Raw genomic sequence first — 9,960 nt, 5'->3', positions numbered from 1 at the left:
CGAGTTCTACAACACCCGACGCCGCCACCAAGCCCTCGGCGGCCTCCCACCGACCAGCCGGCTGTAACCAACGTCGTGACCGGGTACACCTAGGCCGGGGGCACGTTGACGTTGCCCCGGAAGAGGTTCTGCGGGTCGTAGTGCCGCTTGATCTGCCGGAGCCGCTCCCACGTCGCACCGGGGTACGCGGCCCGGGCAGTGTCGATCCCGCCGTCGAGAGCGAAGTTCACGTAGGCGCCGTCGGCCTGCCGCAGCCGGCCGGCGAGCGCGTCGACCCACGACGCGTAGCCGCGGGCCGTCGCCGCGTCGGGCCCCACGGCCGCGACGTTGCCGACCACCCGTGCGGCGCGGTGCGCGTACGCCGTCGCGTCGGACGGGACGGCGGCCACCGCGCCGCCGAGCACGCGCAGCTGCGCGGCGCGCATCATCGCGTCGGACGACGCGAGCTGTTCCACGAGGTGCGCGGCCGCGGCCTCGTCGACGCCGTCGGCGAAGAACGTCCGGCCGGTCGCGACCATCGGGCCGCCCGCGGGGCCGCCCTCGAGCAGGCTCGGGTACGCGGCGGGCCGCAGGCCGTCCAGCAGCGCGCCGCCGGCCCGCGCGGCGACGTCGCGCAGCGGGGCGAGGGCTTCCTCGGCGTCGTCGAGGGGGCCCGACCAGCAGGCGTTCGCCATGACGACGAGGCGCCCGTGCCACTCGGCGGGGATCATCGGCATCGGTGGGGCCGGCATCACCATGACGATGGCCGTGAGACCCGCCGGGGCGGCGTCGGCCGCTGCGACGACGCCCGCGACGCTCTCGGGGGTCGCCGGCATGAGCAGCACGCCGCCGGTCACCTGGGAGACCTCGTGCAGGGCGAACCGGAACCGCGTGACGACGCCGAAGTTGCCTCCGCCGCCACGCAGCGCCCAGAACAGCTCCGGCTCGTGCTCGGCGTCCGTGTGGACCACCTCGCCGTCGGCGGTGACCACCTCCGCACCCACCAGGCTGTCGATCGTCATGCCGAGCGACCGGGACAGGAGCCCGACGCCGCCGCCGAGCGTGATCCCGCCGACGCCCACCGTGCCGGTGTCACCGAACGGTGTCGCGAGGCCGTGCTCGCCCGCAGCGCGCGAGTAGGCACCGGCGGTGATCCCGCCGCCTGCCCACGCCGTGCGTCCCTCGACGTCGAGCTCGAGGTGGTCGAGCGCCCGCAGGTCGAGGGTGACGGCCCCGTCGCCCGCGCCCAGGCCGTAGACCGAGTGGCCGCCCGAGCGGACCGAGACGTGCGCGCCGGCGTCACGCGCGAAGCGCACCGCGCGGGCCACGTCGGCCGTGTCGGCCGGGCGCACGATCGCGGCCGGCCGATGCTCCACGCCACCGGGCTCGATGCGGCGGGCTGCGGCGTAGCCCTCGTCGTCCGGCGAGACGACGAGCGAGTCGGCGCCGAGCGCCGTGCGCAGCGCGTCGGCCGAGACGGGGGAGGTGGGCGAGGCGGAGGGGACGGACATCAGGGCTCCCGGGGGCAGTGGGCGGGTGGTCGGACCGACCTGGCGGTCCGACGCTGCGGACGTGCGGGACGCGCGCACCGGTGGTGACCGTCCTGGGACGGAATCCTCATCGGCAGCGTCTCGCACGTCTGACGGGATGGCTGGGGAGGACGTGACCGCCTCCCTCGTCCCCATGCTCGGACCTGAACTAGGGTTGAGGTCAACGGGGAAGCTACGAACGGTGCCGGGAGGTGCGGGCGTGCCGGGTCAGGTCGTCGAGAAGGTCCCGTGGGACCACGTCGAGCTGTCGGTCGGAGAGGTCGCCGCCCGCAGCGGGGTCACGGTGTCCGCCCTGCACTTCTACGAGCGCCAGGGCCTGATCTCCAGCCGCCGGACCACGGGCAACCAGCGGCGCTACCGCCGCGACGTCCTGCGCCGGGTGGCGTTCATCCGGGTCTCGCAGCGGGTCGGCATCCCCCTCGCGCGGATCGGCGCCGCCCTGGACACCCTGCCCGCCGACCGCGCGCCTAACGTGCGCGACTGGGAGCGGCTGTCCACGGCGTGGCGGGCCGACCTGGACGTGCGCATCGAGCAGCTGGAGCACCTGCGGGACGATCTCACCGACTGCATCGGGTGCGGCTGCCTCTCGCTCAGCCGGTGCGTGCTGGCGAACCCGCACGACGCGCTCGGCGACGACGGCCCCGGTCCCCGCCGGCTCCTGGTGGCGCCGGCGGCGGACGACGACGGCCCCTGAGCGGGGCGGACGGCCGGGACACGCGGGTGACCGCCGCCGTACCCTCGGGGCCATGACACACGTCCTCGTCCTCAACGGTCCCAACCTCGGCCGGCTCGGCGTGCGCGAGCCGGAGATCTACGGTCACGCGTCCATGACGGACCTGGAGCGTGAGGCCGCGACGTGGGGGAGCGACCTGGGCGTCACGGTCGAGGTACGGCAGACGGACGACGAGGCCCGGCTGGTGGGGTGGCTGCACGAGGCGGTGGACTCGCGGGCCCACGTGGTGCTCAACCCGGCGGCGTTCACCCACTACAGCTATGCGCTGCGCGACGCGGCCGCCCAGGTCACCTCCTCGGGCCTGCTGCTGGTGGAGGTGCACCTGTCGAACCCGGCCTCGAGGGAGTCGTTCCGGCACTACTCGGTCGTGGCGGGCATCGCCACCGGGACGGTCGCGGGCTTCGGCTTCGACTCCTATCGTCTGGCGCTGTCCGCGCTGGCCCACAAGCTTCAGGGCTGAATTCCGCGTTCTCAAGCCCGTGGACTAGAGGCGAATCAGGCCTAGAGCCTTGATCTCATGCAAACAAGCGCCTAGCCTTGATTGATGATCGTGGTGACAGCTGACCAGCGGGGGAGCACCGGGGCGCCGGACCGTGTGCCGGAGGCCCTCGCGCTCGTCGCGTCCCGAGCCGGACGCGGGACAGGTGTCGTCCTGCCCTTCGACCGCACCGTGGGGGACGAGATCCAGGGGGTCCTCGCGGCCGACGACGACGGTGCCGCGCTGGCGGTCGACATCGTGCTCGACCTCGTGCGCGATGGCGGCTGGTCCGTCGGGGTCGGGCTCGGCGCCGTGGACCGTCCGCTGCCCGCGGCGTCGCGCGCCGCCTCCGGCCCGGCGTTCGTCCGGGCGCGCGCGGCCGTGGAGCGTGCGAAGCGCCGGGGCCGGGGGAGCGTCCCGCTCGCCGTCGTGGGCGAGGACGAGGAGCCGCGCGCCACGATCGCCGCCGACGCGCAGGCGCTGCTGCACCTGCTGGGCGCGGTCGTGGCGCGCCGGTCCGCCGCCGGGTGGGAGGCGGTCGATACCCTCGTCGCGCAGCGGGGTCCGGCTCCGCAGCGGGCGTCGGCGCAGGTGCTCGGCGTGAGCGAGCAGGCGGTGAGCCAGCGGTTGCGGGCGGCGCTGTGGGCGGAGGAGGCCGCCGCCCGGCCGCTCGCCGCGCGCCTCCTGCGCGCGGCGGGCGCCGACGTGGCGGAGGGTCAGGGACCGACGACGGGCGACGGGGAGGAACGAGAACGGTGAGCTTCGCGATGGTGGCGGCGGCCGTCGGGGTCTGGGTCGGGACGCTGGCGGCGAGCGTCGGCGGCGGTGCCTGGCTGGTCCCATGGGTCCTGCGGCACGCCGAGGGCGAGCCGCAGGCGGCGGCCGAGGCCGTCACCGTCCTGCGCGGGGGCACCTGGATCGGGCTGCTGGAACGGCTGAGCGTCACCGGAGCGCTGCTCGCCGGCTACCCGGAGGGCGTCGCCGTGGTGGTCGCGGTCAAGGGTCTCGGCCGGTTCTCGGAGCTGCGCGAGCACCCGGTGGCGAGCGAGCGGTTCGTCGTGGGGACGCTGGCGTCGCTGGTCTGGTCGGCCGCGCTCGGGATCGCCGGACGCGCGCTCCTCGTCTCGCTGTAGAATGTTCCGGGCTCTCTGCGGCCCCGAACGTCGACTCTCCGTACCCCGACCCCGAGGACGAACAAGAACGTGGCTACCTCCAACGACATCAAGAACGGCACCGTGCTCCGTATCGACGGTCAGCTCTGGTCGATCATCGAGTTCCAGCACGTCAAGCCGGGCAAGGGTGGCGCGTTCGTGCGGACGAAGATGAAGAACGTCCTGTCCGGCAAGGTCGTCGACAAGACCTTCAACGCGGGCATCAAGATCGAGACCGCGAACGTGGACCGCCGCGACTTCCAGTACCTGTACATGGACGGTGCGGACTACGTCTTCATGGACACGGACACGTACGACCAGATCACCGTGCCGGCCGCGACCGTGGGCGACGCGAGCAACTACATGCTCGAGGGCATGAACATCATGGTCGCGTCGAACGACGGCACGCCGCTGTACGTCGAGCTGCCGTCGTCCGTGGTCCTGGAGATCACGTACACGGAGCCCGGCCTCCAGGGCGACCGCTCCACCGGCGGCACCAAGCCGGCCACGCTCGAGACGGGCGCGGAGATCCAGGTCCCGCTGTTCCTCGAGCAGGGCACCAAGGTCAAGGTCGACACGCGTGACGGGTCGTACCTGGGCCGCGTGAACGACTGACGGGCGCCTGCTGACATGGGCGCACGTACCAAGGCACGCAAGCGTGCCGTCGACATCCTCTTCGAGGCCGAGCAGCGCGGGCTGGACCCGCAGGTGCTCGTCGCGGACCGCGTGATCGAGCCGCACACCGAGGCTGCCGTCCCGCAGTACACCGTGGACCTCGTCGAGGGAGTCGTGGCGCACCGCGAGCGCATCGACGAGCTGCTGGCCACCTACTCGCAGGGCTGGACCGTGGACCGCATGCCCGCCGTCGACCGGGCGCTGCTGCGCATCGGCACGTGGGAGCTGCTCTACAACGACGACGTCCCGGACGCCGTCGCGGTGGACGAGGCCGTCGACCTCGCCGGCCAGCTCTCCACGGACGACTCGCCGTCGTTCGTCAACGGCCTCCTGGGCCGCCTCGTCGACATCAAGCCGACGCTGCTCCTCTGAGCCCTCTGCATCGCCGAACAGGCGGTTGCGCACGTATTCGGGCCCGAATACGTGCGCAACCGCCTGTTCGGCGATGCAGAGGGCTCAGAGGAGCAGCGTCGGCTTGATGTCGACGAGGCGGCCCAGGAGGCCGTTGACGAACGACGGCGAGTCGTCCGTGGAGAGCTGGCCGGCGAGGTCGACGGCCTCGTCCACCGCGACGGCGTCCGGGACGTCGTCGTTGTAGAGCAGCTCCCACGTGCCGATGCGCAGCAGCGCCCGGTCGACGGCGGGCATGCGGTCCACGGTCCAGCCCTGCGAGTAGGTGGCCAGCAGCTCGTCGATGCGCTCGCGGTGCGCCACGACTCCCTCGACGAGGTCCACGGTGTACTGCGGGACGGCAGCCTCGGTGTGCGGCTCGATCACGCGGTCCGCGACGAGCACCTGCGGGTCCAGCCCGCGCTGCTCGGCCTCGAAGAGGATGTCGACGGCACGCTTGCGTGCCTTGGTACGTGCGCCCATGTCAGCAGGCGCCCGTCAGTCGTTCACGCGGCCCAGGTACGACCCGTCACGCGTGTCGACCTTGACCTTGGTGCCCTGCTCGAGGAACAGCGGGACCTGGATCTCCGCGCCCGTCTCGAGCGTGGCCGGCTTGGTGCCGCCGGTGGAGCGGTCGCCCTGGAGGCCGGGCTCCGTGTACGTGATCTCCAGGACCACGGACGACGGCAGCTCGACGTACAGCGGCGTGCCGTCGTTCGACGCGACCATGATGTTCATGCCCTCGAGCATGTAGTTGCTCGCGTCGCCCACGGTCGCGGCCGGCACGGTGATCTGGTCGTACGTGTCCGTGTCCATGAAGACGTAGTCCGCACCGTCCATGTACAGGTACTGGAAGTCGCGGCGGTCCACGTTCGCGGTCTCGATCTTGATGCCCGCGTTGAAGGTCTTGTCGACGACCTTGCCGGACAGGACGTTCTTCATCTTCGTCCGCACGAACGCGCCACCCTTGCCCGGCTTGACGTGCTGGAACTCGATGATCGACCAGAGCTGACCGTCGATACGGAGCACGGTGCCGTTCTTGATGTCGTTGGAGGTAGCCACGTTCTTGTTCGTCCTCGGGGTCGGGGTACGGAGAGTCGACGTTCGGGGCCGCAGAGAGCCCGGAACATTCTACAGCGAGACGAGGAGCGCGCGTCCGGCGATCCCGAGCGCGGCCGACCAGACCAGCGACGCCAGCGTCCCCACGACGAACCGCTCGCTCGCCACCGGGTGCTCGCGCAGCTCCGAGAACCGGCCGAGACCCTTGACCGCGACCACCACGGCGACGCCCTCCGGGTAGCCGGCGAGCAGCGCTCCGGTGACGCTCAGCCGTTCCAGCAGCCCGATCCAGGTGCCCCCGCGCAGGACGGTGACGGCCTCGGCCGCCGCCTGCGGCTCGCCCTCGGCGTGCCGCAGGACCCATGGGACCAGCCAGGCACCGCCGCCGACGCTCGCCGCCAGCGTCCCGACCCAGACCCCGACGGCCGCCGCCACCATCGCGAAGCTCACCGTTCTCGTTCCTCCCCGTCGCCCGTCGTCGGTCCCTGACCCTCCGCCACGTCGGCGCCCGCCGCGCGCAGGAGGCGCGCGGCGAGCGGCCGGGCGGCGGCCTCCTCCGCCCACAGCGCCGCCCGCAACCGCTGGCTCACCGCCTGCTCGCTCACGCCGAGCACCTGCGCCGACGCCCGCTGCGGAGCCGGACCCCGCTGCGCGACGAGGGTATCGACCGCCTCCCACCCGGCGGCGGACCGGCGCGCCACGACCGCGCCCAGCAGGTGCAGCAGCGCCTGCGCGTCGGCGGCGATCGTGGCGCGCGGCTCCTCGTCCTCGCCCACGACGGCGAGCGGGACGCTCCCCCGGCCCCGGCGCTTCGCACGCTCCACGGCCGCGCGCGCCCGGACGAACGCCGGGCCGGAGGCGGCGCGCGACGCCGCGGGCAGCGGACGGTCCACGGCGCCGAGCCCGACCCCGACGGACCAGCCGCCATCGCGCACGAGGTCGAGCACGATGTCGACCGCCAGCGCGGCACCGTCGTCGTCGGCCGCGAGGACCCCCTGGATCTCGTCCCCCACGGTGCGGTCGAAGGGCAGGACGACACCTGTCCCGCGTCCGGCTCGGGACGCGACGAGCGCGAGGGCCTCCGGCACACGGTCCGGCGCCCCGGTGCTCCCCCGCTGGTCAGCTGTCACCACGATCATCAATCAAGGCTAGGCGCTTGTTTGCATGAGATCAAGGCTCTAGGCCTGATTCGCCTCTAGTCCACGGGCTTGAGAACGCGGAATTCAGCCCTGAAGCTTGTGGGCCAGCGCGGACAGCGCCAGACGATAGGAGTCGAAGCCGAAGCCCGCGACCGTCCCGGTGGCGATGCCCGCCACGACCGAGTAGTGCCGGAACGACTCCCTCGAGGCCGGGTTCGACAGGTGCACCTCCACCAGCAGCAGGCCCGAGGAGGTGACCTGGGCGGCCGCGTCGCGCAGCGCATAGCTGTAGTGGGTGAACGCCGCCGGGTTGAGCACCACGTGGGCCCGCGAGTCCACCGCCTCGTGCAGCCACCCCACCAGCCGGGCCTCGTCGTCCGTCTGCCGTACCTCGACCGTGACGCCCAGGTCGCTCCCCCACGTCGCGGCCTCACGCTCCAGGTCCGTCATGGACGCGTGACCGTAGATCTCCGGCTCGCGCACGCCGAGCCGGCCGAGGTTGGGACCGTTGAGGACGAGGACGTGTGTCATGGCCCCGAGGGTACGGCGGCGGTCACCCGCGTGTCCCGGCCGTCCGCCCCGCTCAGGGGCCGTCGTCGTCCGCCGCCGGCGCCACCAGGAGCCGGCGGGGACCGGGGCCGTCGTCGCCGAGCGCGTCGTGCGGGTTCGCCAGCACGCACCGGCTGAGCGAGAGGCAGCCGCACCCGATGCAGTCGGTGAGATCGTCCCGCAGGTGCTCCAGCTGCTCGATGCGCACGTCCAGGTCGGCCCGCCACGCCGTGGACAGCCGCTCCCAGTCGCGCACGTTAGGCGCGCGGTCGGCGGGCAGGGTGTCCAGGGCGGCGCCGATCCGCGCGAGGGGGATGCCGACCCGCTGCGAGACCCGGATGAACGCCACCCGGCGCAGGACGTCGCGGCGGTAGCGCCGCTGGTTGCCCGTGGTCCGGCGGCTGGAGATCAGGCCCTGGCGCTCGTAGAAGTGCAGGGCGGACACCGTGACCCCGCTGCGGGCGGCGACCTCTCCGACCGACAGCTCGACGTGGTCCCACGGGACCTTCTCGACGACCTGACCCGGCACGCCCGCACCTCCCGGCACCGTTCGTAGCTTCCCCGTTGACCTCAACCCTAGTTCAGGTCCGAGCATGGGGACGAGGGAGGCGGTCACGTCCTCCCCAGCCATCCCGTCAGACGTGCGAGACGCTGCCGATGAGGATTCCGTCCCAGGACGGTCACCACCGGTGCGCGCGTCCCGCACGTCCGCAGCGTCGGACCGCCAGGTCGGTCCGACCACCCGCCCACTGCCCCCGGGAGCCCTGATGTCCGTCCCCTCCGCCTCGCCCACCTCCCCCGTCTCGGCCGACGCGCTGCGCACGGCGCTCGGCGCCGACTCGCTCGTCGTCTCGCCGGACGACGAGGGCTACGCCGCAGCCCGCCGCATCGAGCCCGGTGGCGTGGAGCATCGGCCGGCCGCGATCGTGCGCCCGGCCGACACGGCCGACGTGGCCCGCGCGGTGCGCTTCGCGCGTGACGCCGGCGCGCACGTCTCGGTCCGCTCGGGCGGCCACTCGGTCTACGGCCTGGGCGCGGGCGACGGGGCCGTCACCCTCGACCTGCGGGCGCTCGACCACCTCGAGCTCGACGTCGAGGGACGCACGGCGTGGGCAGGCGGCGGGATCACCGCCGGTGCCTACTCGCGCGCTGCGGGCGAGCACGGCCTCGCGACACCGTTCGGTGACACCGGCACGGTGGGCGTCGGCGGGATCACGCTCGGCGGCGGCGTCGGGCTCCTGTCCCGGTCGCTCGGCATGACGATCGACAGCCTGGTGGGTGCGGAGGTGGTCACCGCCGACGGCGAGGTGGTCCACACGGACGCCGAGCACGAGCCGGAGCTGTTCTGGGCGCTGCGTGGCGGCGGAGGCAACTTCGGCGTCGTCACGCGGTTCCGGTTCGCCCTGCACGAGGTCTCCCAGGTGACCGGCGGCGTGCTGCTCATGCCGGCGACCCCCGAGAGCGTCGCGGGCGTCGTCGCAGCGGCCGACGCCGCCCCGGCGGGTCTCACGGCCATCGTCATGGTGATGCCGGCCCCACCGATGCCGATGATCCCCGCCGAGTGGCACGGGCGCCTCGTCGTCATGGCGAACGCCTGCTGGTCGGGCCCCCTCGACGACGCCGAGGAAGCCCTCGCCCCGCTGCGCGACGTCGCCGCGCGGGCCGGCGGCGCGCTGCTGGACGGCCTGCGGCCCGCCGCGTACCCGAGCCTGCTCGAGGGCGGCCCCGCGGGCGGCCCGATGGTCGCGACCGGCCGGACGTTCTTCGCCGACGGCGTCGACGAGGCCGCGGCCGCGCACCTCGTGGAACAGCTCGCGTCGTCCGACGCGATGATGCGCGCCGCGCAGCTGCGCGTGCTCGGCGGCGCGGTGGCCGCCGTCCCGTCCGACGCGACGGCGTACGCGCACCGCGCCGCACGGGTGGTCGGCAACGTCGCGGCCGTGGGGCCCGACGCGGCGACGGCCCGCGGCTACGCGTCGTGGGTCGACGCGCTCGCCGGCCGGCTGCGGCAGGCCGACGGCGCCTACGTGAACTTCGCTCTCGACGGCGGGATCGACACTGCCCGGGCCGCGTACCCCGGTGCGACGTGGGAGCGGCTCCGGCAGATCAAGCGGCACTACGACCCGCAGAACCTCTTCCGGGGCAACGTCAACGTGCCCCCGGCCTAGGTGTACCCGGTCACGACGTTGGTTACAGCCGGCTGGTCGGTGGGAGGCCGCCGAGGGCTTGGTGGCGGCGTCGGGTGTTGTAGAACTCG

14 protein-coding genes are annotated in these 9,960 nt (G+C 73.4%); 7 read left to right on the top strand and 7 right to left on the bottom strand.

Annotation, left to right across the window (positions count from 1 at the left end):
• Nucleotides 1–89: 89 nt before the first annotated feature.
• A complete protein-coding gene (locus ACWGKI_RS19720; RefSeq protein WP_452189269.1) occupies nucleotides 90–1,490 on the bottom strand; it encodes an FAD-binding oxidoreductase in 1,401 nt (466 codons plus the stop codon).
• 238 nt (nucleotides 1,491–1,728) lie between these two features.
• Here ACWGKI_RS19720 and soxR (ACWGKI_RS19715) point away from each other — a divergent pair, with 238 nt between their 5' ends.
• The 6 genes from soxR (ACWGKI_RS19715) (at nucleotide 1,729) to nusB (ACWGKI_RS19690) (ending at nucleotide 4,938) form a co-directional block, all read left to right on the top strand.
• On the top strand, nucleotides 1,729–2,223 hold the full coding sequence (soxR, locus tag ACWGKI_RS19715; RefSeq protein ID WP_452189271.1) for a redox-sensitive transcriptional activator SoxR: 495 nt from the start codon (nucleotides 1,729–1,731) through the stop codon (nucleotides 2,221–2,223).
• Between the two features lie 52 nt (nucleotides 2,224–2,275).
• On the top strand, nucleotides 2,276–2,722 hold the full coding sequence (locus ACWGKI_RS19710) for a type II 3-dehydroquinate dehydratase (RefSeq protein WP_380243831.1): 447 nt from the start codon (nucleotides 2,276–2,278) through the stop codon (nucleotides 2,720–2,722).
• Between the two features lie 84 nt (nucleotides 2,723–2,806).
• Entirely contained in the window at nucleotides 2,807–3,499 is a 693-nt protein-coding gene (locus tag ACWGKI_RS19705) for a SatD family protein (protein ID WP_452189273.1), read from the top strand.
• Nucleotides 3,496–3,873 carry a hypothetical protein gene (locus ACWGKI_RS19700; RefSeq protein WP_380245651.1) on the top strand — a complete coding sequence of 126 codons (378 nt, stop codon included), beginning with the start codon at nucleotides 3,496–3,498 and terminating at the stop codon, nucleotides 3,871–3,873. Before ACWGKI_RS19705 ends, ACWGKI_RS19700 begins: the two co-directional genes overlap by 4 nt.
• A gap of 69 nt (nucleotides 3,874–3,942) precedes the next feature.
• The gene (gene efp / locus ACWGKI_RS19695) at nucleotides 3,943–4,506 is read left to right on the top strand and encodes an elongation factor P (RefSeq protein ID WP_380245649.1); all 564 of its coding nucleotides are present in this window, start codon (nucleotides 3,943–3,945) and stop codon (nucleotides 4,504–4,506) included.
• Nucleotides 4,507–4,521: 15 nt separating this feature from the next.
• Entirely contained in the window at nucleotides 4,522–4,938 is a 417-nt protein-coding gene (gene nusB, locus ACWGKI_RS19690) for a transcription antitermination factor NusB (RefSeq protein ID WP_380245647.1), read from the top strand.
• An 84-nt stretch (nucleotides 4,939–5,022) separates the two neighbouring features.
• Here nusB (ACWGKI_RS19690) and nusB (ACWGKI_RS19685) read toward each other — a convergent pair whose 3' ends face one another.
• The 6 genes from nusB (ACWGKI_RS19685) to soxR (ACWGKI_RS19660) all read right to left on the bottom strand — a co-directional run bounded on the left by nusB (ACWGKI_RS19685) (nucleotide 5,023) and on the right by soxR (ACWGKI_RS19660) (nucleotide 8,232).
• The gene (nusB, locus tag ACWGKI_RS19685; RefSeq protein WP_380245647.1) at nucleotides 5,023–5,439 is read right to left on the bottom strand and encodes a transcription antitermination factor NusB; all 417 of its coding nucleotides are present in this window, start codon (nucleotides 5,437–5,439) and stop codon (nucleotides 5,023–5,025) included.
• A gap of 15 nt (nucleotides 5,440–5,454) precedes the next feature.
• Nucleotides 5,455–6,018: an elongation factor P gene (gene efp, locus ACWGKI_RS19680; RefSeq protein ID WP_380245649.1), complete on the bottom strand. Its 564-nt coding sequence runs from the start codon at nucleotides 6,016–6,018 to the stop codon at nucleotides 5,455–5,457.
• 69 nt (nucleotides 6,019–6,087) lie between these two features.
• Nucleotides 6,088–6,465: a hypothetical protein gene (locus ACWGKI_RS19675; RefSeq protein ID WP_380245651.1), complete on the bottom strand. Its 378-nt coding sequence runs from the start codon at nucleotides 6,463–6,465 to the stop codon at nucleotides 6,088–6,090.
• Nucleotides 6,462–7,154 (bottom strand): SatD family protein, encoded by a 693-nt coding sequence (locus ACWGKI_RS19670; protein ID WP_452189273.1) that lies wholly within the window; start codon nucleotides 7,152–7,154, stop codon nucleotides 6,462–6,464. Before ACWGKI_RS19670 ends, ACWGKI_RS19675 begins: the two co-directional genes overlap by 4 nt.
• Before the next feature lie 84 nt (nucleotides 7,155–7,238).
• Nucleotides 7,239–7,685 carry a type II 3-dehydroquinate dehydratase gene (locus tag ACWGKI_RS19665; RefSeq protein ID WP_380243831.1) on the bottom strand — a complete coding sequence of 149 codons (447 nt, stop codon included), beginning with the start codon at nucleotides 7,683–7,685 and terminating at the stop codon, nucleotides 7,239–7,241.
• Between the two features lie 52 nt (nucleotides 7,686–7,737).
• A complete protein-coding gene (gene soxR / locus ACWGKI_RS19660) occupies nucleotides 7,738–8,232 on the bottom strand; it encodes a redox-sensitive transcriptional activator SoxR (RefSeq protein ID WP_452189271.1) in 495 nt (164 codons plus the stop codon).
• A 238-nt stretch (nucleotides 8,233–8,470) separates the two neighbouring features.
• Between soxR (ACWGKI_RS19660) and ACWGKI_RS19655 the strand changes: the two genes are divergently transcribed.
• Nucleotides 8,471–9,871, top strand: coding sequence for an FAD-binding oxidoreductase (locus ACWGKI_RS19655; protein ID WP_452189269.1), 1,401 nt, complete (start codon nucleotides 8,471–8,473; stop codon nucleotides 9,869–9,871).
• Nucleotides 9,872–9,960 lie beyond the last annotated feature (89 nt).

Source organism: Isoptericola sp. NPDC055881, from assembly GCF_053615895.1.
This window is presented reverse-complemented; position numbering and strand designations above follow the sequence as displayed.

What these genes read in the sequence shown, in the direction of transcription:
- nusB (WP_380245647.1), bottom strand. Translation starts at nt 5,439, where the DNA reads ATGGGCGCACGTACCAAGGCACGCAAGCGTGCCGTCGACATCCTCTTC.
- ACWGKI_RS19655 (WP_452189269.1), top strand. Translation starts at nt 8,471, where the DNA reads ATGTCCGTCCCCTCCGCCTCGCCCACCTCCCCCGTCTCGGCCGACGCG.
- ACWGKI_RS19705 (WP_452189273.1), top strand. Translation starts at nt 2,807, where the DNA reads ATGATCGTGGTGACAGCTGACCAGCGGGGGAGCACCGGGGCGCCGGAC.
- ACWGKI_RS19670 (WP_452189273.1), bottom strand. Translation starts at nt 7,154, where the DNA reads ATGATCGTGGTGACAGCTGACCAGCGGGGGAGCACCGGGGCGCCGGAC.
- nusB (WP_380245647.1), top strand. Translation starts at nt 4,522, where the DNA reads ATGGGCGCACGTACCAAGGCACGCAAGCGTGCCGTCGACATCCTCTTC.
- ACWGKI_RS19720 (WP_452189269.1), bottom strand. Translation starts at nt 1,490, where the DNA reads ATGTCCGTCCCCTCCGCCTCGCCCACCTCCCCCGTCTCGGCCGACGCG.
- ACWGKI_RS19710 (WP_380243831.1), top strand. Translation starts at nt 2,276, where the DNA reads ATGACACACGTCCTCGTCCTCAACGGTCCCAACCTCGGCCGGCTCGGC.
- ACWGKI_RS19665 (WP_380243831.1), bottom strand. Translation starts at nt 7,685, where the DNA reads ATGACACACGTCCTCGTCCTCAACGGTCCCAACCTCGGCCGGCTCGGC.